Origin of the sequence: Bacillus sp. AY18-3 (genome assembly GCF_008042305.1) — a bacterium.
In the GTDB taxonomy this organism is placed as follows: domain Bacteria; phylum Bacillota; class Bacilli; order Bacillales; family Bacillaceae_G; genus Bacillus_A; species Bacillus_A wiedmannii.
The window spans coordinates 45,607-69,886 of record NZ_QKQR01000006.1 but is presented as its reverse complement, the minus strand read 5'-3'; the positions used below and the strand labels follow the sequence as shown (position 1 = coordinate 69,886).

The following is a 24,280-nucleotide window of genomic DNA, read 5'->3' as shown; positions in this document are numbered from 1 at the left end:
TTATAAACAAGCACCTAAAATAAGTGCACCAACGATATGTAATGATCCGGCCAACATCGCATGCGCAACACTGCCTTCTTTCGTACCTTCTTCTAAATCTAAACCGGACATTTTCTTTAACATAAATTCGATAAACATTTCTACCACTAATAAAATAACGAAAGAAACTGCTGATGCAAGTAGCGCTTGCCATAAGTCATTTGCTTTCGTTATGGATTGAGATAAAATGTACCCTTGCGCGAATAATTTCATAACGAAACGCGTTGTTACAGCTGTATTCCCATTCTTTATTTCTTTTAAATCATTGTATTTAGTAAAAATTGAATCAACCCACATAATTGCAAATAAAAGTACTGCACTTGCTCCAGTCCATACAAGCATGGCTAACACATTTGTCCATGTCATTGCAAAACCTCCTCTAAAATGTAATAGAAAACCGACATGAATTCTCTTCAGACATGTCGGTTTCTTTGTCTATTCTATATTATTTCTCATACTGCTTCATAATACGAGCTAATTCATCGTCAACAGCAGAATTTTTGTTTAAGCTTGCGAATTCATCATCTAATGACTTTTCTTTTTTATACACTTCACCACTTGCTTCTGCTTCAGCTTCTAATTGAAGAGCTTTCTCTTCCATACGACTTAAACCAGCTTTTGCTGAATTTGAATCAAATCCAGACATCGCCTGATTAATATTCTTTTGTGCTTTCGCCGCATTTACACGTGCTACAAGTGTTTCACGTTTATTTTTCAGCTCTGTTAATTGCTTACGCATTTCTTCTAGCTTCAGGCGAAGATTATCGGCAGCAGCTTTGTTTTGCTCATAGCTTGCTTTATACTCATTCATCTTTTGCTCTGCGTTTTGTTTTTCTTCAAGAGCACGACGTGCAAGATCAAGATTGCTTGCTTGAACAGCCATATGAGCTTGCTCTTCACGTTTTTTCACAAGTGCTTCTTGCTCTTCAAATAATATTTTGAATTTCTTCTCAAGTGCAATTTGAGCTGCTACACTTTTCTCAGCTTCTTGTACATCCGCTTGCATATCGCGTAAATATTGATCCGTCATCTTAACTGGATCTTCCGCTTTTTCAATTAATGAATATACATTCGACATGGTTAAATCTCGTAATCGTTTAAATACAGACATTCTAATTCCTCCTATGACTTACCTCATATTTCAAATTCACTACTTGGAAAACTGAAAAATCTCCCTTAACAGTAAAGAATATTCATTTTTACAGCCTACGTGTTTATTATAACAAAACTAATATGTCCTTACATGTTATTTCCAAAATACAGCCAATATAATATGACATTCTATATAAAACATTGTATTCCTAATATATTCTCATTAACCCTCTTCAGAATTGACTTATTTTTATGCACTTTCACTAAATTACATTATTGTAATGTTACTGTAAGCTAACTCGATAGTTACGTTGCAATATTTCTTATACACTAATACCAGAAGCAACGAACAAGCTTCTCATCATTTCAGAACTAATACAAAAACTGTATTTACAATAAAACATATAAAAAGGAGAAATCATCATGAAAAAATTAGTAGGCATCGGATTAGCAGCAGCAATTTCATTCGGAGCATTATCAGGTTGTTCTTTATTAGGAGAGAAAGCAAACGGTTTTGTACTGTACGGATCAGAAGAACAAGTTCAACAAATTACAGATAAAAACAAAAAAGAAGTGAAAGAAAAAGACTTCTATAAAATGAAAATGACTACATTAGAGGGTAAAAAAGTTCTTGTTATGGATAAGAAAACTGGTGAAGAACTGGTGAAGAAAGAGTTACTTAGCAAAGTTGATGAAAAAGACGACACGAAACCACTTAATAAATTACCAGCTGTAACAGCAGAGCAAGGTGTATTATTTGCTAAAGAAAAAGTAGAAAATGCTACACTTGATGGGGCAAAATTAAAATACGAAGGCAATACAATTATCGGAAGTGGACGTGCATATGCCGACATGTTCGCGATTGTTGATGATGCAACTTACGTAAATGTAAAAGGCGATGAAAAATCTGTTGGGGTATTAAAATTCGATAAAGACCCTAGTAAAGAATTCCCTGGCTACAACGGTGTAGAAGCTTCTCAACTTGTAAAAATTAAAAAGTAAAACAAAAAAGCTTTGCGAAATTCGCAAAGCTTTTTTGCTATTTGTGAGCGATTTGCTCCATATCCGGACTACAAGTTTGCGACTGACATGATTTATTTAAAGAACATGCTGCGCATTTTCCCTTTTTACTTCTCTTTACAAAATTAACTAACGTGTATGCTGCATAACCAAAAATGATAGCTCCGATTATAATATTGACCATCACTCTAATACATCTCCTTCTAGAATCCGAGTAAGGATCCAACTTGGTATATAATGAACGTTAATACATAAGCAACAACGAGTGGATAAACGACAGAGAAAATCGTCCACTTCGTTGATCCTGTTTCACGTTTAATAACAGCTACTGTCGCTAAACACGGAACATATAATAAAATAAAGAACATAAATGCATATGCTGATAACGCAGTATAATGTGCTCCCATTACATTTCCAAGCACATCTTCTTTCACCGCATAAATAATTGCCATTGTAGAAACGACAACTTCTTTCGCTAAAAATCCTGTTAAAAGAGATGCTGCAGCTTGCCACGTCCCAAACCCGAGCGGTGCAAATAGTGGTGCAATAAATCCACCAATCATCGCTAAGTAACTATCTCCCATATCAACACCAAATCCTGATGGACCTGCATAGTTTAATAACCAAATGACAACAGAACCACCGAAGATGAATGTACCTGCTTTACGAACAAATCCCTTACCTTTCTCCCACGTGCTTAGCCATAACGTTTTCGCTTGTGGCACGCGGTAAGGAGGTAGTTCAATGACGAAAATAGACTTTTCCGCTTTTAAAATTGTAAGAGACATAATTTTTGTAACTAATAATGCAAGAACAATACCTGCAACATATAAAGAAAACACAACAGTTGCCTGACTATGAGGGAAGAATACTCCCGCAAATAATGCGTATACAGGTAAACGTGCCGAACAAGACATAAATGGTGTTACAAGAACTGTAAGTAAACGTTCTTTTTCTTGTTCAATCGTTCTCGCTGCCATAATACCTGGAACATTACATCCAAAACCGATAATCATCGGAATGAATGCTTTTCCATTTAAACCGAAGAACTCCATAATTCTATCCATAACAACTGCAATTCGCGCCATATATCCTGAGTCTTCTAATAATGAAATGAAAAAGAATAGTGCAAAGATTTGTGGAACGAATACTAATACCGCACCAACACCGGCAATAATACCTTCTGTAACGAGTGCTTGAATAAAATCAGAAGCTCCAACACTTGTGAGCCCAGCCGTTACCCAATCCGTAAGCTGTCCACCAAAAAATTCATCTAACATATCGGATAAAGGTGTACCAATCCACGTAAACGTAACCTGAAAAATAAAAAACATAACTGCTAAAAAGATTGGAAGTCCTAAAATTTTATGTGTAATTAATCTATCAATTTTTTCCGAAAAAGGAATTTTTCCTTCTTTCTCATGCTTCATAACATTTGTTTTTAACTTTTCAATATACGCTTCACGAGTTTTGTAAATGTGCTCTTCCAACGTACAATCAAGTTTTCCTTCTAAGCGAGATCGAATGGCTACAAGTTCCTTATAAATTGGTAATGCTTTCATTTCTTTTTCTACTACTTCGTTATTGCTTAAAAATTGAAGGGCTAACCATCTTGGATGCTTATAATTCGCTGTCTCTAAAAGGGCTATTACCTCTCCAATTCCTTCATCCATCTGTACACCATATGAAATAATGAATGGCTTTTTCTCGTTTTTGTCATTTTCTTTAAGAGTAGCAAGTAGTTCTTCACAGCCTTTTCCACTTCTTGCAACGACAGGAACGACTGTTACACCTAATAGCTCTGATAATCGTTTTACATCAATTACAATGCCTCGTTGCTTTGCCACATCGACCATATTTAATCCGATTGAAACCGGCTTTCCAAACTCAAGTAATTGCAACGTTAAATGCATATTTCTCTCGAATTGCGAAGAATCCACTATATTTAACATATGATGAAATTCGTCTGTTAGTAGAAAATTTGTAACGACACCTTCATCACGCGAAACTGGATTCAAATCATAAACACCTGGTAAATCAATTAATGTTCCTTGCTTATCTTTTAATTTACCAACCTTCTTTTCTACTGTTACACCGCTCCAGTTTCCTACGTATTCATAAGAACCAGTAAGTGCATTAAATAATGATGTCTTCCCTGTATTCGGATTCCCTAGCAAAGCTACCTTATTCACGCTAATTCCACCTTTATCATTTTCGCGTCACAATGACGAATACTAATTAACTGTCCACGACACTCCAATGTACAAGGACCTTTGAACATCGCTTTCTGCTTCATGCGAAGTTCGCTTCCTTCAGAAAGACCGAAAGCAGCCAATCTTCTCTTCAGTAAATGATCTAAAGACTGAACGCTTTTTACTAACACTTTCTCACCGATTTTAATATCTACTAAGCTCATAACCTTCCCCCTCAGAAGAGAATGATAATTATTTTCAAAAAAATTATAGCACACTCTATTTCTCTTGTACTATACCCTTTTGCTTCATATTTATTAACATTTCGCTACAATTCTATTTCAATCATTGTCATACTGTATTCGTTTGCCATTCTCATCCATTTCGCTTACAATAAACAATAGCAAATAAAGAATCTCGTTATCACTGGGGGAGCCATGCCGCTGAGAGGGAACACTTCGTTCCGACCCTTCGAACCTGTTAGTTAATGCTAACGCAGGGATTGTGCAAACGTCCGAAATACATACCTCTTTTTTATTTACGTATTTCGTATCCTCCTATGATATCTATTCTTTTTTGTACAACTTGGATTTAGGGGGAGACAACATGCGTAACACCAATTTACAAGCGATGATCGAATCTGCAATTCTTGCAGCCTTCGCCTTGGTCATCGACATTTTACCATTATCAATCAAACTTCCAACAGGCGGTTCCATTTCATTCGCTATGATTCCTATTTTTATTATTGCATACCGCTGGGGCTTTAAATCAGCTTTCTTAGGTGGTTTAGTTTGGGGACTATTACAAATTGTCGTAGGAGATGCTTACATTTTAACACCTATTCAAGCTTTCATTGAGTACTTCATGGCCTTTGCTTTTATCGGATTTGCTGGCTTATTCTATCGTCCAATTCAAAAAGCACTTTTAACGTCTAATGAAAATAACTTAGAACAATCAAGTTTAGGTACCCGTAAAGAAAAACCTTCATCAAAACAAAACGAAGGTAAGAAAGTCCTTGCTTATATTATCCTTGCTACATTTATCGGTAGCTTTGCTCGCTATTTCTGCCACTTTATTGCTGGTATTATTTTCTGGGGACAATATGCACCGAAAGGTCAATCAGCAGTTCTATACTCATTAATCGTAAACGGCAGTACAATGCTCGGTTCTTTTATTTTATGTACCGTTTTACTTATATTTTTATTTCTTACTTCACCTCGCTTATTCAAGAGCATCAATGCTTATCAAATAAATTCAAACAAAAAGAGCGCTTAATAAGCGCTCTTTTTGTTATATCGTAATATCAATTAAAAATACAATAAATGCACAAAAGAAAATAAATACCATTATACTTAGCCACTTGCTATGCACGGTTCATCGACTCCTTACATAACCTCATTTTCTAACCAGATTATATCGCTTAAAAATAAAGATTAGGTAAAGATAATATGAAAATAAATTAAAAAAGCGTAGCATCCATTATCTACGCTTTTTTAGGTAAATAAAAGTAAAATAATACACCGTCTTCTGTATTTTCTGCCCCATATTCAGCATCGTGCAGTTCTAAAATATTTTTAGAAATAGCTAGACCAAGCCCAGTTCCACCTTGTGAACGCTGGCGAGCTGCATCCACGCGATAAAAACGGTCCCAAATTTTATCTAATTGCTCTTCTTCAATGTGAGTACCTTTATTTTCAATACACACTTTTATACGATTTTTCTCATCTATTGTAGAAATAATAATATCCTCTTTATTCGGTGTATAACGTATGGCATTCGTAATGAAGTTCACGATTACTTGTTCAATCCGACTTTGATTTGCGACTACTTCAAATGAACATATATTTTTATGCACATGAAGTTCTTTTTTCTCTATGTCCACAGAAAGGTGTTCACATATATCTTCAATTACTGTATCGATATAAAATACATCCTTTTTCATTTTATATGTACCTGACTCAAATTTAGCTAACTCCAGCATATCCAAAATTAAAGTATCCATTTTATCTACTTCTCGTTCCATTGCCTGAAAATAGTATTCTTTTTTATGCTCAGCTACTCCATCTTTTAAAATAGAAATACAGCTTTTCATAATACTCAGCGGTGTTTTTAATTCATGCGAAACACCAGAAATAAATTCTTTCCGCGTATTTTCTAACTTTCTTTCCTTTTCAATATCTTGTTCTAGCTGTCCAATATGCGAATGGAGCTTATTAGATAATACATTAATATTTTTCGATAAATCACCAATTTCATCTTTTGAAGTAATCGGTATTTGTTCTGTGAAATCTAAGTGTGCTATTTTCTTCGTCGTATCATTTATTTTTAATAACGGCTTTGCAATTTGTTTTGAATAATAGAACGAAGCTAGAAAAATAAGAACGACTACAAATGCAATGATGTAAATGTAGTAATCTTGCACCATTTGTACAGCTTCATCTACAGGCTGTAAAGAAGCCATCGCATAAATATATGTGACTGATCCGTCTCTTTCTGTTATTGGTTTCATTAATAATTTATATTTTATATCATTTTTTTCATAGTCCATTGTTTTTATTGAATATTCTATTTGATTACTTTCATTTAGTAATACATCCCTTTGAAACTCTTTTATGCTATCTAAGAATAGACTATTTTTATAAATTGGATTTACAAGACCTTTTACATCAGGAAACTGTACTTTCGTAACACGTCCTCTTATGTAAGTATCTAATTCCTGAGCAGGTTCTTCCTGAACAGCTGGTTTCTTTTCTTTAACAAGTTGTTCTTGATCCGCTCTCTTTTTCTCCTCATCTAATTTCATTTTCTCCTGAAACGCTTTTTCTAACGGTTTATTAGATCCATTTAAATTTTGCTTACCTAACGCGAAAGAGAATGGAATAAAACTATCACCTTTTTTCACGCCAGAAAAATAAATTTCTTGTCCTAAAAACGGATCTGATAATTTATTATCAATCTCCTCTATATTGACGAGATTGTATAAAGGAATTTTGAATATTTGTTGTCCAAAGCTCTTTTGTTGCCTACGATCTATCGTTACTTCAAAATAAAAATCATCCGCATGTTTTAAATTCCCATTCTGATCTAACGTTGTAATCCACGTATTATTTTCTCTTAAAAAATCTTGCTCCAGCTTCTGAATTCCTTCTGCACTTCCTGCATAATTCAAATAATTCTTCTCAAAGGAATTTAAATTCACTTTAATATCTTCTACTTTTCGATTCGCATAATATTGTTTAAAAAATATCGTTTGTCCAATAAATATCGTCGCTAAAATTAACATACATAATGCTGTTGTGAGGGCAAATAATTTTAGTACAATCCCCTTTCTCATACATTCCCCTCAAATTTATAACCTGTTCGTACTACAGTTGTAATGCACTTTGCTTTCTCTCCTAATTTATTTCTTAAATTACGAATATGACTATTAACCGTTCGATCGTCACCAGCAAATTCATATCCCCAAATTCTTGAAATGAGTTGCTCTCGCGTTAAAACAATCCCTTGATTTTTCATGAAATAAGCTAATATTTCAAATTCAGTATGTGTTAAATTAATGTCTGTCCTATCTACAGTAACAGTGCGCGATGGGAAGTGGACGTGAATACCGTGGATGGATAATGTATCATCTTCATTCTCTAGAAGTTGCTTCGTTACTTTTCTACTTTCTAACAGCCTTTTCGCTCTTGCTAATAAAATTGGTGGGCTATACGGCTTCGTCACATAGTCATCTGCCCCAAGTTCAAATCCAAGTAACGTATCATCTTCATCTACACGTGCCGTCAGCATAATAATAGGAACCTCAGATGTTTTACGAATTCTTCGGCAAACAGACCATCCATCAAGTTCCGGCAACATAATATCTAAAATAACTAAATCAACCTCTTCTTCCTCAAATACAACTAAAGCTTCTTTCCCATCTCTTGCTTCAAACACCACATATTGCTCGCTCAAAAAATAATCTTTTAATATTTCACGCAAAATATCTTCATCTTCCACAATTAAAATGTTTTTTGACATAACTTATGTATCCCCCTTCCGCTTTCAGAAACTATCACTTCATTTTGAATAACTAGCCGTTAACTTCGCCTCGATAATATATCTATCTGGTGCATCCCCTATATAATCAAATGGATAGCAAGTCGTTAGTGTTAATATCGGTTCTTCTTTTTTTATAATAACAGTACGATCATCCGCATGGGTAATCCATATCTTTTGAATTTCGTATGTGTAAGTTTTATTATCATACTCTAAAACAAGAGTGTCTTTTTCTTTTAACTCTCCTAAATCTGTAAAGACAGTATCCCGGTGTCCACTCAGTACAGTATGTCCCCCTCCAGATGGCGTTGTCGTTACATCACTAACGAACATTCCAACTCCTTTCTTCAACGTTGCATCATCCGCTCCCCAGTATATAGAAAACTTCTTCTTTATTTTCGGTATATTTAACAGTGCAACCTTTTCTCCTTCTTTATGTTCTGTTTGAGAAGAAGGTACTTGGGAAGTTACAGGTGTTTCGTAAGAAAGTTGATTATGTTGTATATTTTCAAGCCTCTTTAATTCTTCTTTCGTTAATTGTTGAGCAGAGCTTTTTCCTTTATACCATTCCATAGCGTAATATGATCCCGTGAATAGCCCTATGGCCATCAATATGATACCTATATAATTGAGTAACTTCATGTTCATCCCTCCATGCCAAAAATGGTAGGAATAACCTACCATTTTTAATATATGAAATTATTCCATTCTTTATAGGACAATATTTTATTTACGCCTTAACTTTATTGCGACGATTCAAACCAAATAATGTCCCTATCCCTACAAGACATGCGCTTAGTGCCATCATTGCTACATTATTAGATGCTGTGTTTGGTAATTTTTCACCTTGTACAGCTGGCTTCGCTACTTCTTTTTTTACCACACCATTTTTTTGTTGTACTTGTGCTGCTTCTTTTTTTGCCATATCATTTTTCAACTGTTCTTGTGCTATTCTCTTTTTCTCTTCTTCACTTTTTTGCTGTTCCTTAATCACTGCTTCTTTTTTCGCCTTATCGTTTTTCAACTGCTCTTGCGCTACTCTCTTTTTCTCTTCTTCACTTTTTTGCTGTTCTTTAATCACTGCTTCTTTTTTCGCTTTATCTTGCTGCAGTTGTGCCTGTTCTTCCTTTGTTACTGTTCCAGTATCCGCACTCGCTACTGAAGAATATCCTACTGTTAAAAGTGCCATTGCACAAATTGGTAATAGTCTCTTTTTCATCTTCATTCTCTCCTTATATTTTATTCACATCAACTCGCATCGGATGTATCACTAGAATAAACAAGAGATATAAATATAAGATGCAGATGAAATATATTTCATTTAAAGATTTCATTGTAGAAAAATAAAAAAACATCGCAATATATGCGATGTTTTTTCGGGTGTGTGTCTCAATATTTACATGTTACTTTCGCGTGATTTAGAAGTAGAACGGGCCGGAGCGATAACTAATTGTCTCGGCTCAGTTTTCTTTAAGTGATTTTTGACGTTACACTTACGACGTTGAACAACCCACGCTTTAATAGGGTTTGTCAAAATAATCTTTTGCTCTTCGTTAGGGGCCTCTTCTTCAAACCTACAACTTTCGCTCCATTTATTCCATTTCATTGTAAATTTAGAAGAAGAATGATCGTCTTCTCGATCAAACAAGTGCAAAAAATCCATTTCGCCAGCTAGCATTACGGTGTTGCTAGTTGCTAAAAAAGAAAAGGTCGTCCAACGTTTCTCCATGCCCTCCTACTCCTTTTTCACATATAGAGTGCCTAAAACTTAATTTACCTAAAATATGCTTGCCTTTTACCTTACACCTATAGTTTATCCAAAACACTACTATGCAACTATCGATTTGCCTTACAACTACCTTACATTTTTGTAAGAAACAAAAAACCTTCACTCTCTATACGTGAAGGTTTCTCATTTCTTATCTATATGATCTTTCATATGATCCACTCCAGCTTCTTGTAGCTGTGACATCATACCGTGGGAAATTGCGCCTAATACTAAAGTCATTCCAATTAGTGAAATTCGAATCGCTGGTACATCAATTATGTAAGCCAAACTACCAAGAACAATTGTTAAAAGTAATGCTTTTATAAATGTTGCACTTGTATACTCTTTCTTTCTCATCATAATCACCCTCTTTGGAAGCGTTTTCTTTATATGATCAGTATATCATATCATCTGACTATTTTGTGGGGATTTCTGTAAAAAACTTATATCTTCTTTGACTTTTCCCCTTCTTTCCTTTACAGTCGAAATGTTCACAAGTTTTACACTGTAGGAGGACTCCAATGAATCTTGAAATAAAAGATACTTTAATTTCTGAAGAACAATTACAAGAAAAAGTAAAAGAACTAGCACTTCAAATCGAACGTGACTTTGAAGGAGAAGAAATCGTAGTAATCGCTGTATTAAAAGGATCTTTCGTATTCGCTGCCGATTTAATTCGTCACATTAAAAACGATGTAACAATCGACTTTATTTCTGCATCTAGCTACGGAAATCAAACAGAAACAACTGGCAAAGTAAAACTATTAAAAGATATCGATGTAAACATTACTGGAAAAAACGTAATTGTCGTAGAAGATATTATCGATTCTGGTTTAACACTTCACTTCTTAAAAGACCACTTCTTTATGCATAAACCGAAAGCATTGAAATTCTGTACGTTACTTGATAAACCTGAGCGTCGTAAAGTGGACTTAAAAGCTGAATATGTTGGCTTCCAAATTCCAGACGAATTTATCGTTGGCTACGGTATCGACTGCGCAGAAAAATATCGTAACTTACCATTTATCGCTTCAGTTGTAACGGAATAATATAATAGAATAAACTTCTATCAATCATTGATGGAAGTTTATTTTCTATCACGATTCGTAAAAGACAAAGGGAGAGAATAAAATGACAAAAACAAAATTTGAAAAAGTACTCCTCATCGTAAATCCGAAAGCAGGACAAGGTGATCTACATACGAACTTAACGAAAATCGTACCACCTCTTGCGGCAGCTTTTCCTGACTTACATATCCTTCATACGAAAGAGCAAGGCGATGCAACAAAATATTGCCAAGAGTTTGCTAGTAAAGTAGATTTAATTATCGTCTTTGGTGGCGACGGTACTGTATTCGAATGCACAAATGGCTTAGCACCTCTTGAAACTAGACCTACACTTGCAATCATTCCAGGCGGCACTTGCAACGACTTCTCTCGTACGCTAGGCGTTCCGCAAAACATCGCAGAAGCAGCAAAACTCATTACACAAGAACACGTAAAACCAGTTGATGTTGCAAAAGCAAATGGACAACACTTCTTAAACTTCTGGGGCATTGGACTGGTCTCTGAAGTATCAAACAATATTGATGCAGAAGAGAAAGCAAAGCTTGGAAAAATCGGCTACTACTTAAGCACAATTCGAACTGTCAAAAATGCTGAAACATTCCCAGTAAAAATTACGTACGACGGACAAGTATATGAAGACGAAGCTGTCCTTGTTATGGTTGGAAACGGTGAATATCTTGGCGGGATCCCGTCCTTTATCCCGAACGTAAAATGCGACGACGGAACACTTGATATTTTCGTAGTCAAATCAACAGGCATTCAAGCGTTTAAAGATTATATCGGAAAGAAACTATTTGAAGACTCAAATGAAAATGACATCTTCCACGTAAAAGCGAAATCCATTCATATTGAAACAGAAGAAGAAAAAGAAGTAGATACAGATGGAGAAAGCTCGCTTCATACACCTTGTCATATTGAACTATTACAAGGACACTTTACGATGATTTATAATCCTGCGGTTGTGTAATCAATACTTTATTATACTTTAATAATTACTAAACTTCGCATTTTTGCGAAAAATACAGTATAATTAATAAGTAAAAGGTTGTTAACAAAAAATGTTAACAACCTTTTTATTTTTTCAAAAAAACTTTTCACTTTAGAGGAGCGATCACATGTATTGGAGAAAAAATGATAAGCCTGTAGAAGATCCCGAAGCGATAGCTATATGGGAATGCACGGCAAAAGACTGCCGTGGATGGATGCGTAAAAATTTTTCATTAGAAGAAGAACCAAAATGTCCATTATGCAAAAATGATATGAATAGTAGCGAGCGTTTATTACAAAAGCTCTAACTTCTGCTTTTCTCCACTTTAAATATTAGAATAAAGGATTATCTTTCTCCTTATCTACAAGATGCATTTCCTATATGTGAATAGAAAGAAAATAGATAATAGCGTAAAACATTGAAACAGAAAAGAGATGGTTTTCCCATCTCTTTTCTGTTTCAAATTCCCCTTATCAAACCTTAGTTATGCACACCTCATTTTAGCTAATAAAAAACGAAAGAGAACATAATTTTCACTATGTTCTCTTTCGTTTCCCGAAAAACTTTATCACTATTTTCATTTACTCACAATCCGAAAATAAGAATGAACCGTTAAGAAATAATAACTAATATAAATAACGCTATATCCTTTAAAAGATGTATAAAGAAAAATGAAACAAAAAAATACATGCTGTATCAATAACCGCTCCAATCGGTACTTCAAAATGAACGTTTACGCCTAATTCCATCATGCTTACTAATAACTGAAGGAATGATTTTGAAAGTAAACTACCAATTACAATGCCGATTACTAATCGATAGTAAAACCATTAACGTATTTTCATAAAACAGCATTTTGCCTATTTCTTTTTTTCCAATACCTAGTAAAGAGTAAAGACCTATTTCTTTCTTACGCTTTCGTGTAAAAAATCCAAAACCATACAAAATGATTTCAAATTTCCTATAATTAAAATGTTAAATTACATTTGGAACAAAAGGGAGCAGAATTGCCTCTCCTAATTTTCGCATTACATTTTGGACAATATACATATCGCTCTTCTATCTTTTCTCGTTCTATCATATGTAAAGATACTATTCTCATACTACACATAACCCCGATTAAAATAAGACTAACAATGAGTAGCATCACCCTCGCCCCCTTACACTAAACATTACCATAAAACAACAAAACCGATTCTCTCATTGAGAATCGGTTTTATACTTATAGTCCTAATTTCGCCTTCGCTCCATCAGGAATTTTATCTGTTGTTACTTGTACTTTATTATGTAAGAACTTACCTCTCGTAAGCACATGCCAGTATGAGCCTTTTGGTAATTCATCTACTTCGTCAATTGTAACTTCTTTTTTCTTACCATTTTCATCATAAGCTTTCACTTTATATTCACGACCTTTATTTCCACCTAACTCTTTTCCATCGTTATCAATTATTGCATAATGGTCCTCTATATCAAGAAATGGATTCATTCTATCAAACCCCGCGCTCCCATTTAATAAATATGCCGCTCCTGCGACGATAACAAGTAGTGATCCAAAAATAAATCTTTTCATCTATATTCCACCTTTCATTATGTTTTCTTTAAGGTTTTTCTAAGTATAGAGCTTATTTCTTAATAAAAACTCGTTCGATTTCTTAACATTTTCTTAAACTAAAAGTGAAATTTTAATTAAAAAGATTGAAATAGACAAAAAATAACTTTTTACACTCTGATTGACAAAATTACACTTTTAGTGTAATTTTACACTATATTAAAAAAGGAGCTGCATGATGAATAAACAAGAATTTATTGAACTCGTTAATTCAAAATTAAAACTCATCCGTGTTGAAAATAATCTATCACAAGATAAAATGTCAGAAATTATTGGCTTATCGAAGAAAACATTAGTAGAAATCGAAAAAGGAAGACGCACGCTAACATGGGCAGGCGCAGTTTGTGTCGTAACACTCTTCGAACAGAGCGATACAGTCCAGATGACATTTGGGGATGATGTGAATGAAATTATAAAAACAATCGCTTTTACACATTACAGTACAAACTTCCCGAAGACTTTAGGAGGAAAAGTGTGGTGGCGACAAATAAAAGAATTAAATGGTTATCAAATACAACAAAATATTTTATCTCAACATTATCGAATTTTAGATAAAGAAGACCGCAGAATATGCCACTCATTCGAATTGGATGAAATTGAACAAAGATTTATGGAAACGGCAAAAACATCTCAATAAAGTGAAATTTTAATTAATGTTTTTTGCTGCCCCACAAATAGCAGGATAAAATAAATTTCGGAGTATAATTCAAATGGAAAAACAGACAAATATCACGATTTTAAATACGCTAATCATTAGCACGTTAGTATTCAATTTATTTATTTTCACATCAAGAATGAGCTTTTTACCTTGGTATATTGAAGATGGATGGGGCTATCTAGGATTATTATTTACGTCCTTTATTTTCTTACTTTGCTTCTTTCAATCTTCGAAGCTTCATAAAGACGGAAAGTTAACTACACTACAAAAGTTTATTCCACTTGCTTCTGCCATACTTTCAATCTTTGTTCTTATCACTCCATCAAGTGATTTTATGACTATACTAGCTAATCTAATCAATACAATCATATTAACAATTTATATAACTGTATTTCAAACAACACCTAATGTAAGTAATGAAAAGCTATTACATTAAAAGGGAGAGTTATTCTACAAAATAACTCTCCCTTTTATACTACTCTCAATAAGCGTAAGCCCTCATTCTATTTATTTACTCATCACCGTACTTCTTCTTTGCTTATACAAATAAGCACCACTCGCAACAACAAAAACAATTCCGCCAAAATACACGCCATACTCTATCGCAAGCGCTACAATCCTTTCAATATGTTGTCCAAATAAAGAACCGAGTACAAAGTAAGCAAGTGTCCAAACAAGTCCTGTCGTATAGGAATACAAAGTGTACACCTTAAATGACATGTTATTCATTCCAACTAAATACGGTACGATATGTCTTACAACCGGTATGAAGTAGCTTGTGACTAACGCATAATGGCCATACTTCTCTACCATTTGTTGAGATTTCAAAAGATATTTCGCCTTTTTCTTTTTCATTAGCTTATCAAGTACTTTTGTACCAAATATTTTCCCTACTATATAACCTAAAGATAGCCCAGAGACAACGCCTAAATATGTTAATACAAATGCTGGAATGACATTTAATATCCCTAGTGAAGAGACAAAACCACCGCTCATTACGATCATTTCGTCTGGAATTGGCATACCGATAATACCTAACCATAAACAGAAAAATAGTGCCCAATAACCGTACTGTTCAATATAAGATAATAATTCATGTAAGTCCATTAAGCATATGCTCTCTTTAGCTCTTTTTTACAGCTAAAGACGTACGCTGGCGGGAAATTGAGCCACACTTTTTCAAGCGTAATTTCAGGGAAGAAATGCTGTATAAATCCTTTTTTCACAAGTGAATATTGAAATGTAATAAATTCACCTGTCTCATGTATCGCCTCCATTACATTGTTTAAAATACGCTTTGAAACTTCTTCTGGTAAAGATGTAAAAGGCAATCCCGATAAGACGTAATCAATGCATTCTATCTGTAATTCTTTCATATACTTCTTTATATTTTCAGCTGAACCGTGTACAACAATGACGTTCTGCTCATTTTTAAACTTTCTCTTTAACTCTTTGCAAAACACTTCATTAATTTCAATAAGAAGAAATATCGTTTCCTTCTTCTTTCTCTTCATAATTTCTCTCGTGAAAACCCCTGTACCAGGCCCTAGCTCTACGATACATTTCGCTCTATTAAAATCAATGACATCTACCATTTTCTTTGCTAATATTTTTGAACTTGGCGCAATTGCACCAGTATGTTTCGGATGTTTTATAAATTCATGTAAGAATGTTATGAGTTGCATGTAACCCTCTCCCCATTCGTTCGATAGTTTTTAACTTGTGTCTAAGTATAACTATCGTTTCTTAACAAAAATTGAGGAGATTTCTTAAGAATTTATGAAGAATGAAAAAACAGCTATCGCATATAGCGATAGCTGCTCATTTATTATTTCGCACTCACAATCTTATAATAAGAACGAACTGTTAGGAAGTAATATCCGATATAAATGACGCCATATACTCCAATACTAATTAGGAGCGGAATCATAATTTCGAATGGTAATATATTTGACAAACCTTTTAGTGCGAACAAACTGTGTAAAATACCGATAATTAACGGAATAGCAAAGATAAAGCTCACTTGTTTTGCAATAGCTCTCTTCATCTCTTGCTTCGTTACACCAATTTTATGAAGAACAACGTAACGATCACGGTCAGCACTTGCTTCTGTAAGTTGCTTAAAGTAAATGATTGAGCCTGTCGCTAATAGGAAAACTAATCCTAAGAATAGCCCAATGAACATCATTAAACCTGTCGTTTCAATTCCCATTTGGAATCCTGTATAGAAATCGTTAAATGGTTTTAAAACTTCCGATTCACCTGCTGGCATAATACTTGCTAATTTCGCTGTTAACTCTTTACTATTTCGCTCACCTTTTACATCAATATTTTTTACAGCGCGTGTTTCATGTACTTGTTTCGCCTGCTCATATGTTTGATCTGGGACGATTACAAATAGTTCATTTAAGTTTGTAAGACTTCTACTATTTACACCTTTAATGTTTAGCTCTTTCGATTCATTCCCAACAGGAAATACAGCTTTATTTCCTGTATAAAGAGGACCAAAATCGAGTTTTTCAATATAGAGGCTATCATATACAAAAGCTTCATTCACACTTAAATTTACAGGTTCTACATCTAAACGTTTCGCAATTGTATTAAAGCTTGATTGAGAAATAAGCTGGTACTGCTTCGTAACATTATAGTGTGTGTTCAGCACTTGATCTGCTCTTTCACCTTTAAATGTTCCCTTCACAGGAATCATTTCAACTTCTGACTCATATGTCACTGGATGATTGCTCTTCTCTCCAGCAAGTATTTCTTTTACCTTTTTATCTAGTGCTTCATCTTTTTTCTCATAAGAATAACTATACGGTGCTGCAACTTTTGATTGCGTAAATGTGTTGTAATACATCGTAACTGACGTACCAACCGCTGTTAATGTCACTGCACTTAAAATAGCAATTGTTGCTAGTGATTTCGAGTTTCCTTTAATGCGATATAGTAGTTGCGATGTCGTTACCATATTCATACCGTTATAAAATGCTGACTTATTATTTCTTGCTCGCTTCAATACAAATACTGTGAAGAACATAAACAATAAATAAGTTCCTGCTACTGTCGCTAGTAAAATGTATAATGCAACGACCATAAAGTCTGCATACATAACTGCTTTCATGTACATTAACGCTAAGAAATAACCTGAACCGATTAAGAAAACTGAAATTAACGCCATCACTACGGATCCTTTTGGCATTGCTTCTCCTTCGCGTTCCGCTCGGAAAAGTTCAATTAGCTTAAAGCGATAAATTAAACGATATCCTTGAAGTGATGTATACAAAATAATCACAAAGAAAATAAGTGCTGTATCAATAACTGCGGCCATCGGTATTTCAAAATGAACGTTTAAGTTTATTCCCATCATACTTATTAGTAGTTCAAGGAATAGTTTTGAAAGAACGCTACCGATCGCAATTCCGATAATTAAAGACATTAATCCCATTAACATATTTTCATAAAACAGCATTTTACCAATTTGTCTTTTACGAATGCCTAATAAGGAATATAGCCCAACTTCTTTTTTACGCTTCCTTGTAAAGAAACCGTTCGAATATATAATGAACACCGCTACGAAAATAATTAGCATAACACTTGAAACTTGGAACGCTCCGCTAATTTTTTTAGAAGCTTCCGCAGCTTTTTCCATTTGTGAATTATACTGCAACGCCTTAAATGTAAAATAAATGACGATGCTAAAGATCATAGATGCAAAATATACAAAGTAGTCTTTAAAATTCCGCTGTATGTTGCGGAGGGCAATGCTAGATAAGGTCATCAGCCATACCTCCGGAAATGGAAGACATTACGTCAACGACTTGTTGGAAGAACTGTTTACGCGTTAATTCCCCGCGGTGCAATTCTTTATATAACTCACCATCTTTAATGAAAATAACTCGTTTACAGTAACTCGCCGCAAACGCATCATGTGTTACCATTAAAATTGTAGAGTTATCATATTCATTTAACGACTTCATACTTTCAAGTAAATCTGTCGCTGATTTAGAATCAAGCGCTCCTGTCGGCTCGTCCCCGAAAATCATACTAGGATTCGTAACGATCGCACGCGATGCTGCGCAGCGCTGCTTCTGTCCGCCTGACACTTGATATGGGAACTGACTTAAAATGTGATCAATACCGAATTTCTTTGAAATTTCAAGAACGCGGCGATCAATCTCACTCGCTTTCACCTTTGATAACGCAAGAGGTAACGCAATGTTCTCTTTTACCGTTAACGTATCTAATAAATTATAATCTTGGAAAATGAACCCTAAATGATCGCGGCGGAATAACGCTAACTTATCATCGTTCATCTTCACGATATCTTTTCCATCAATTAAAATTTCACCGTTCGTCGCATTATCAATTGTAGAAAGAACGTTTAGTAAAGTCGTCTTACCCGAACCAGAAGGTCCCATAATTCCAACGAACTCACCTTCTTTTACTTGTAAGTTAATACCTTTTAACGCTGCAAATTTATTACCACCCGTGTCATACACTTTTTCAATATTTTTTGCTTCTAACACTGTTTTCATCTCGACATCCCTCATTTCTTCTATTCTCTATTTTCAACTATATACACTCTCTACTCTTGCCACTATCGATGTTTCTTACACAAACATGACAGTTATGTAAGACGCATAAGTAAAGATATAAAAATTTAACCTACTGAACAAAAGTACTTTGTTACTATAGCATTGGGATATCATACCATCCATTCATTCTCCTTACAGGAACATTACAATTTTGTAAGGTTAAAAATGTACCCTACAAAGTTGTGCATGAAATGTCGGATGGACTTCGTTTGTTCCTGCTATTCTATTTAACAAGGAGGTCATGATATGGATTCACTTAAAAACATGAATGCGGCAATGCAGTATATTGAAAACAACCTTACAAACGAAATTGATTTTAAAGAAGTCGCAAAAATAGCTTTCTGCTCCGAATATCATTTTAAAAGAATGTTTTCTTTCCTAGCTGGCATACCACTGTCAGAATATATTCGCTGTAGACGTCTTACTCTTGCTGCTTTTGAACTAAAAGATAGCAATGCAAAAGTCATTGATGTCGCTATCAAATATGGATACAACTCACCCGATTCCTTTACACGTGCCTTTCAAAACTTGCACGGTATAACGCCTTCAGAAGCTCGAAGTACAATTCGTTCTTTGAAAGCTTATTCACCAATGACCTTCCAGTTATCGATTCAAGGAGGAAATGAAATGAATTATCGAATTAAAGAAAAAGAACCATTTCGAATTATTGGTATACAAAAACGCGTACCAATTGTATTTAACGGTGTAAATGAAGAAATTGCTTCTATGTGGAAAAGTTTAAATCCAGAGTCCATTCAAATGTTAAAGTCACTTTCAAACATGAAACCGAATGGAATCATTAGTGCTTCTACTAACTTTTCTGAAGGAAGAATGGAGGAAAAGGGAGAACTCGATCACTACATTGGAGTAGCCTCAACGAAAGATTGTCCAGAGCAATTCGCACAACTTGAAGTCACAGCTTCAACGTGGGCCGTATTTGAAGCTGTCGGTCCATTTCCTGAAACATTACAAAATGTATGGGGACGCATTTATTCCGAATGGTTTCCTTCCTCAAACTATGAACTAGCGGAAGGACCAGAAATATTGTGGAATGAACAGAAAGATACATCCTCTCCAAACTTTAAAAGTGAAATTTGGATACCGGTTTTGAAGAAATAAAAAATAAAGCTGCTTTTCCTTAAAAGGAAAAGCAGCTTTTATTTATATTTTTAGTTCTTTTTATAAGCGACGTAGGAATATCCCATCATTAGTCTCGCTGTACCAATAATTATAAATTGTACCCATAACCTTTTTACTTTTCACACTTTTGACCTATACTGTTTATTAGCCTACATTTCAACATAATGAAAAGACTTGAAACACATGATACACTATAGCTACAATTGTTTTTTTAGGAGGAGTATACATATGTATAAAATTTTAATCGTTGAAGACGATCCAAATATTTCATCATTACTACAATCTCACATTCAAAAATATGGCTATGAAGCTGTTGTTGCAGAGAATTTCGATGATATTATGGAATCGTTTAATGCAGTGAAACCACATCTTGTTTTACTTGATGTAAACTTACCGAAATTTGATGGATTCTACTGGTGCCGTCAAATTCGTCATGAATCTACTTGTCCAATTATTTTCATTTCAGCGCGTGCTGGCGAGATGGAACAAATTATGGCGATTGAAAGCGGTGCGGATGATTATATTACAAAACCGTTCCACTATGACGTTGTAATGGCGAAAATTAAAGGTCAATTACGCCGTATTTACGGTGATTATGCGCCAAATATTTCTGAACGTATCGTTGAAGTAGAAGGTTTAAAACTATTCCCAGAACGCCCAGAAATCCATTTCGGTGCTGAGCAAGTTCTTTTAACGAAGAAAGAGGCAATTTTAGCAGAAATGTTATTATCTAAATTCCCTCGTACAGCGAGCCGTGAAGATTTATTAGCTGCCCTATGGGATGACGAAAGCTTCGTTGAGGAAAATACATTAAACGTAAACATTACGCGTCTTCGTAAAAAGTTCAATGAGCTTGGTATTGAAAATGCTATTGAAACAGTACGTGGACTTGGGTATCGTTTTAACGCAACTTGGAGTGAATAAGCATGAAGCTATTTTTACGTGATCATTTTGCATTTTTTCTACTATATGTATTAAACTTCGGCATCATTTTCGTTCTGTATGATGCAGTAGATGGATTTCAAAATAATAAATTTTACTTCGTCGTTTTAAGTTTATATTTATTCATTTGTTTCCTCGCTTATCGTTACGTCCGCAATCGTAGAATGTACCATAGATTAAGTGAGCAACCAGAGAAAATGGAAGATGCGTTTATTGAAAGAGCAACTGCTCCGATGCCTCACGGTGTAAATGAACTCGTGCGCACACAGTACCGTCTCTTCCAAAAGGAACTACAGTCGTATGAAGTAAAACAACAAGAACATCAATTATTCATTAACCACTGGGTGCATCAAATGAAGACACCTGTGTCTGTTATGCAACTTATGGTACTCGAAATGGAAGATGAACATTTGATTCCGAAATTCAAAAAAGAATTAGAACGATTAAATCAAGGACTCGATATGGCTTTATATATGGCAAGGTTAAATAACTTCCATGAAGATTTCCACGTTGAGACGATTTCATTAAAAGATGCGGTAACAAAAAATATTAACGGATTAAAAGAACTATTCATTCGAAATGGGGTCTTCCCTGTTTTAGAAGTTCATTCCGATTTAAAAGTTGCTTCTGATGCGAAATGGCTAAAGTTCATCATTTATCAGTTAATGACAAATGCAGTTCGTTACTCTGGTGAGCGCGGGAAGAAAGTTTTCTTATCTGCTTATCGAAACGGAAAAGATATTATTTTAGAAGTTCGCGATGAAGGTGTTGGTATTCCGCAAGAAGATATTCGAAGAGTATTTGAACCGTTTTACACTGGGAAAAACGGTCGCGCATTCGGAGAATCTACTGGTATGGGACTTTATATTGTAAGTAAAATTTGTGATTATTTAGGTCACTCTGTCAAACTAGATTCTGAAGTTGGTAAAGGAACGACGATTAAAATCATCTTCCACAACGCTGCAAATAATCAAGCAGAACATACAGAGAAGGTGACCGAAGCATGACCGGAACATATGCTAGCAAAATGTATGAGAACTTACTCTCATACATTTTTTGCAATAAAACTACATATTTACCTTCTAGCGAGAGGTACATATTATGACATTTTGGCAATTTGCATTTAAAAATGTAACGCGCAACTCGAGAGCTTATTTTGCTTACTTCGTAAGCAGTTCCTTTTCAATTGCTGTTTTCTTTTCGTTTGCTGTTTATTTGTTTCATCCGAAATTACAAAATCCCACTATGATCTCTGAAATTTCAGGATTAATGATTTTTTCAGAAGTTGTTATTGTCTTGTTCTCGTTCTTTTTTCTACTCTATTCAATTGGATCGTTTTTAAAAGTTCGTAAAAAGCAATTTGGTATTTTAACTATTTTAGGTATATCAAAAAAACAATTACATAGACTCGTTTTCACTGAAAATATGTTAATTGGTATTTTATCTATCTTTTTCGGTATGCAGTTTGGACTTGTATTTTCACAATTTTTCTTATTAGTGACAGCGAAAATTACACATCTACCAGGGATATATTTATATCCACCTACGAATGCTTTCATTTTAACAACGATTGTATTTCTTGGTCTCTTTATCGCTGTATCTTCATTTACACCCATGCTAATTCGTACGAAAAAGACGGTAAACCTTTTAAAAACTAATGGTGGGAAACAAAAGGAAAGAAAACCATCCATATTCATTTCTCTATTTGGTGCTATCTGTTTATTAGGTGGTTATATTTTAGCTGCAAACCCTAAATATTTCTTCTCAATAAACACGCAAGTAGGCTTTATCTATATGGTTTCAAGTGTTTTTGTGATTCCAGCACTTGTTACAATTGGGACATATTTTTTCTTTTCTCAAATTAGTTTCTTACTTATTTATATTTTAAAGAAAAGAAGAAATTTTTATATGAAACGAATTAACATGCTTTGGATTTCGGATTTAGCAAGTCGTATTCGAACGAATATCAATATGCTTTTTATTGTAGCGATGCTTTCTACAATTGCTTTCACAATGATTACGTTCCTATATGGATTCGGAAAGTTTACAAAGCTAGATGTTGCGAGAACTTCACCTTTTCCATTTTCTTATTTTTCATATGACGCAAATCCTTTTGTTAACGAGCATTTAACTTGGCTTGAAAAGCAGTTACAAAAGGAAGATTTCTCTTATAAAAAACTAAAAGCTGATTTATATGAAACACCACTGAAAGAAGATGAAGGTATAACGACTTACAATGACATCTATGCAATGAAACAAAGTGACTATAACAAACTTGCAGCTTCCCTGCGAATGAAACAACTATTCATGAGCGATAACGAAGCATATGTCTTAACAGGTAGCGCTTATTTCACCTTATTCAGCCAATTTGAGCCAAGCTACAATAGAAAATCTATTACACTTTCTAGCACAAATACGACATTACAAGTAAAAGGATATGAACAAGTAGGGGCCATTCCCTCTGACTTTTCATATCAAACTTTAATTTTACCTGACGCTGTTGTAAACAACTTACCAAATACAACAAAGCATGTAGCAGCGTACAATTATAACGTACAAAACTGGGAAAAGACGTATGAAATCGCTGATGATTTTATGAAAAAAATACAAAGAGATCGACAGGAATTCCAATACGAAGGACCCCTTATACGCTCCTATGAATCAGCAGGCTCATTATATAGAATTACATCAGGAGGTGCCGCATACTTCCTAATCGGGACATTCTTAGGTGTCATTTTCTTTATTGGAGCAGGTAGCGTTCTTTACTTTAGACTGTATACTGATTTAACGAATGAACAAGAAAAATATGTAGCAATTTCAAAAATTGGTGTAACAGATGTAGAGATGAAAATATCTGCAACCATTCAACTTAGCATTTTATTTTTCGTTCCGTACGTTATGGCGTCCATTCATACAATGTTCGCAACAAAAATGCTCCAAGACGTAATTGATTTATCACTATTCAAAGAAATTTCAGCTGTTCTTATTATTTTTGGAGTCGTTGAAGTCATCTTTTTCTTATTTATTCGTTCCTTTTACATGCAAAAGTTATCAGAGTATACGAATGGTTAAGTTTTATAAATATATTAGTACAGGAAAAGGGTATCTCTTATATCCTTTTCTTCTTCACTC

28 protein-coding genes, 1 pseudogene and 1 riboswitch are annotated in these 24,280 nt (G+C 34.4%); of the genes and pseudogenes, 11 read left to right on the top strand and 18 right to left on the bottom strand.

Annotated features, from left to right (window positions below; genetic code table 11):
* The gene (locus DM800_RS05555) at positions 1–405 is read right to left on the bottom strand and encodes a DUF350 domain-containing protein (protein ID WP_147786558.1); all 405 of its coding nucleotides are present in this window, start codon (positions 403–405) and stop codon (positions 1–3) included.
* Between the two features lie 79 nt (positions 406–484).
* A complete protein-coding gene (locus DM800_RS05550) occupies positions 485–1,150 on the bottom strand; it encodes a PspA/IM30 family protein (RefSeq protein ID WP_000110287.1) in 666 nt (221 codons plus the stop codon).
* 404 nt (positions 1,151–1,554) lie between these two features.
* On the opposite strand from DM800_RS05550, the gene DM800_RS05545 reads away from it, so the two are divergent.
* Positions 1,555–2,133: a lipoprotein BA_5634 family protein gene (locus DM800_RS05545; protein WP_097889156.1), complete on the top strand. Its 579-nt coding sequence runs from the start codon at positions 1,555–1,557 to the stop codon at positions 2,131–2,133.
* 37 nt (positions 2,134–2,170) lie between these two features.
* Here DM800_RS05545 and DM800_RS05540 read toward each other — a convergent pair whose 3' ends face one another.
* Genes DM800_RS05540 through DM800_RS05530 form a run of 3 tightly spaced genes read right to left on the bottom strand, consistent with a single transcriptional unit; the run spans position 2,171 to position 4,567 of the window.
* Positions 2,171–2,338 (bottom strand): FeoB-associated Cys-rich membrane protein, encoded by a 168-nt coding sequence (locus DM800_RS05540; RefSeq protein WP_000989597.1) that lies wholly within the window; start codon positions 2,336–2,338, stop codon positions 2,171–2,173.
* A 16-nt stretch (positions 2,339–2,354) separates the two neighbouring features.
* Positions 2,355–4,343 carry a ferrous iron transport protein B gene (gene feoB, locus DM800_RS05535; RefSeq protein WP_088064653.1) on the bottom strand — a complete coding sequence of 663 codons (1,989 nt, stop codon included), beginning with the start codon at positions 4,341–4,343 and terminating at the stop codon, positions 2,355–2,357.
* Positions 4,340–4,567: a FeoA family protein gene (locus DM800_RS05530; protein ID WP_000060518.1), complete on the bottom strand. Its 228-nt coding sequence runs from the start codon at positions 4,565–4,567 to the stop codon at positions 4,340–4,342. The genes feoB and DM800_RS05530 overlap by 4 nt, the downstream gene beginning before the upstream one ends.
* Before the next feature lie 194 nt (positions 4,568–4,761).
* Positions 4,762–4,863, top strand: a riboswitch (TPP riboswitch).
* A gap of 86 nt (positions 4,864–4,949) precedes the next feature.
* Here DM800_RS05530 and thiT point away from each other — a divergent pair.
* Positions 4,950–5,618: an energy-coupled thiamine transporter ThiT gene (thiT, locus tag DM800_RS05525; protein ID WP_147786557.1), complete on the top strand. Its 669-nt coding sequence runs from the start codon at positions 4,950–4,952 to the stop codon at positions 5,616–5,618.
* A gap of 208 nt (positions 5,619–5,826) precedes the next feature.
* On the opposite strand, the gene DM800_RS05520 is transcribed toward thiT, so the two are convergent.
* The 6 genes from DM800_RS05520 to DM800_RS05495 all read right to left on the bottom strand — a co-directional run bounded on the left by DM800_RS05520 (position 5,827) and on the right by DM800_RS05495 (position 10,509).
* The gene (locus tag DM800_RS05520) at positions 5,827–7,677 is read right to left on the bottom strand and encodes a sensor histidine kinase (protein ID WP_147786556.1); all 1,851 of its coding nucleotides are present in this window, start codon (positions 7,675–7,677) and stop codon (positions 5,827–5,829) included.
* Complete coding sequence (locus tag DM800_RS05515) at positions 7,674–8,363, bottom strand: response regulator transcription factor (protein WP_060486642.1); 690 nt, start codon at positions 8,361–8,363, stop codon at positions 7,674–7,676. The genes DM800_RS05520 and DM800_RS05515 overlap by 4 nt, the downstream gene beginning before the upstream one ends.
* A gap of 39 nt (positions 8,364–8,402) precedes the next feature.
* Positions 8,403–9,023 carry a class D sortase gene (locus tag DM800_RS05510; protein WP_097889154.1) on the bottom strand — a complete coding sequence of 207 codons (621 nt, stop codon included), beginning with the start codon at positions 9,021–9,023 and terminating at the stop codon, positions 8,403–8,405.
* An 88-nt stretch (positions 9,024–9,111) separates the two neighbouring features.
* Entirely contained in the window at positions 9,112–9,600 is a 489-nt protein-coding gene (locus DM800_RS05505) for an LPXTG cell wall anchor domain-containing protein (protein ID WP_088609437.1), read from the bottom strand.
* 177 nt (positions 9,601–9,777) lie between these two features.
* A complete protein-coding gene (locus DM800_RS05500) occupies positions 9,778–10,110 on the bottom strand; it encodes a hypothetical protein (protein WP_046199459.1) in 333 nt (110 codons plus the stop codon).
* 183 nt (positions 10,111–10,293) lie between these two features.
* The gene (locus tag DM800_RS05495) at positions 10,294–10,509 is read right to left on the bottom strand and encodes a hypothetical protein (protein ID WP_048541082.1); all 216 of its coding nucleotides are present in this window, start codon (positions 10,507–10,509) and stop codon (positions 10,294–10,296) included.
* A gap of 161 nt (positions 10,510–10,670) precedes the next feature.
* Here DM800_RS05495 and hpt point away from each other — a divergent pair, with 161 nt between their 5' ends.
* From hpt to DM800_RS05480, 3 genes are all read left to right on the top strand, one after another.
* A complete protein-coding gene (hpt, locus tag DM800_RS05490) occupies positions 10,671–11,198 on the top strand; it encodes a hypoxanthine phosphoribosyltransferase (RefSeq protein ID WP_001047287.1) in 528 nt (175 codons plus the stop codon).
* A gap of 82 nt (positions 11,199–11,280) precedes the next feature.
* Positions 11,281–12,183, top strand: coding sequence for a diacylglycerol/lipid kinase family protein (locus DM800_RS05485; protein WP_060486638.1), 903 nt, complete (start codon positions 11,281–11,283; stop codon positions 12,181–12,183).
* Between the two features lie 148 nt (positions 12,184–12,331).
* On the top strand, positions 12,332–12,511 hold the full coding sequence (locus DM800_RS05480) for a cold-inducible protein YdjO-related protein (protein ID WP_000289924.1): 180 nt from the start codon (positions 12,332–12,334) through the stop codon (positions 12,509–12,511).
* A gap of 324 nt (positions 12,512–12,835) precedes the next feature.
* Here the strand turns inward: DM800_RS05480 and DM800_RS05475 are convergent.
* The 3 genes and pseudogenes from DM800_RS05475 to DM800_RS05465 form a co-directional block, all read right to left on the bottom strand.
* Positions 12,836–13,152: pseudogene (locus DM800_RS05475) on the bottom strand (FtsX-like permease family protein); the annotation flags it as partial.
* 19 nt (positions 13,153–13,171) lie between these two features.
* Complete coding sequence (locus DM800_RS05470) at positions 13,172–13,351, bottom strand: hypothetical protein (RefSeq protein ID WP_088064659.1); 180 nt, start codon at positions 13,349–13,351, stop codon at positions 13,172–13,174.
* A 75-nt stretch (positions 13,352–13,426) separates the two neighbouring features.
* On the bottom strand, positions 13,427–13,774 hold the full coding sequence (locus tag DM800_RS05465; protein ID WP_097889151.1) for a YxeA family protein: 348 nt from the start codon (positions 13,772–13,774) through the stop codon (positions 13,427–13,429).
* Between the two features lie 217 nt (positions 13,775–13,991).
* Between DM800_RS05465 and DM800_RS05460 the strand changes: the two genes are divergently transcribed.
* Together DM800_RS05460 and DM800_RS05455 are read left to right on the top strand one after the other, a co-directional pair.
* Complete coding sequence (locus DM800_RS05460; RefSeq protein WP_147786555.1) at positions 13,992–14,450, top strand: helix-turn-helix transcriptional regulator; 459 nt, start codon at positions 13,992–13,994, stop codon at positions 14,448–14,450.
* A 73-nt stretch (positions 14,451–14,523) separates the two neighbouring features.
* Positions 14,524–14,907 carry a hypothetical protein gene (locus tag DM800_RS05455; RefSeq protein ID WP_087984913.1) on the top strand — a complete coding sequence of 128 codons (384 nt, stop codon included), beginning with the start codon at positions 14,524–14,526 and terminating at the stop codon, positions 14,905–14,907.
* A 71-nt stretch (positions 14,908–14,978) separates the two neighbouring features.
* Here DM800_RS05455 and DM800_RS05450 read toward each other — a convergent pair whose 3' ends face one another.
* The 4 genes from DM800_RS05450 to DM800_RS05435 form a co-directional block, all read right to left on the bottom strand.
* On the bottom strand, positions 14,979–15,578 hold the full coding sequence (locus tag DM800_RS05450) for a DedA family protein (RefSeq protein ID WP_147786554.1): 600 nt from the start codon (positions 15,576–15,578) through the stop codon (positions 14,979–14,981).
* Positions 15,578–16,156, bottom strand: coding sequence for a class I SAM-dependent methyltransferase (locus tag DM800_RS05445; protein WP_147786553.1), 579 nt, complete (start codon positions 16,154–16,156; stop codon positions 15,578–15,580). The genes DM800_RS05450 and DM800_RS05445 overlap by 1 nt, the downstream gene beginning before the upstream one ends.
* A gap of 143 nt (positions 16,157–16,299) precedes the next feature.
* A complete protein-coding gene (locus tag DM800_RS05440) occupies positions 16,300–18,249 on the bottom strand; it encodes an ABC transporter permease (protein ID WP_147786552.1) in 1,950 nt (649 codons plus the stop codon).
* Positions 18,236–19,006: an ABC transporter ATP-binding protein gene (locus tag DM800_RS05435; protein ID WP_000859654.1), complete on the bottom strand. Its 771-nt coding sequence runs from the start codon at positions 19,004–19,006 to the stop codon at positions 18,236–18,238. The genes DM800_RS05440 and DM800_RS05435 overlap by 14 nt, the downstream gene beginning before the upstream one ends.
* 306 nt (positions 19,007–19,312) lie before the next feature.
* Between DM800_RS05435 and DM800_RS05430 the strand changes: the two genes are divergently transcribed.
* The 4 genes from DM800_RS05430 (at position 19,313) to DM800_RS05415 (ending at position 24,220) form a co-directional block, all read left to right on the top strand.
* Entirely contained in the window at positions 19,313–20,185 is an 873-nt protein-coding gene (locus tag DM800_RS05430) for an AraC family transcriptional regulator (protein WP_147786551.1), read from the top strand.
* Positions 20,186–20,434: 249 nt separating this feature from the next.
* Positions 20,435–21,130, top strand: coding sequence for a response regulator transcription factor (locus DM800_RS05425; protein WP_000276736.1), 696 nt, complete (start codon positions 20,435–20,437; stop codon positions 21,128–21,130).
* 2 nt (positions 21,131–21,132) lie between these two features.
* Positions 21,133–22,155, top strand: coding sequence for a sensor histidine kinase (locus DM800_RS05420; protein WP_000765337.1), 1,023 nt, complete (start codon positions 21,133–21,135; stop codon positions 22,153–22,155).
* Between the two features lie 94 nt (positions 22,156–22,249).
* Positions 22,250–24,220: an FtsX-like permease family protein gene (locus DM800_RS05415; RefSeq protein ID WP_147786550.1), complete on the top strand. Its 1,971-nt coding sequence runs from the start codon at positions 22,250–22,252 to the stop codon at positions 24,218–24,220.
* Positions 24,221–24,280: the final 60 nt, after the last annotated feature.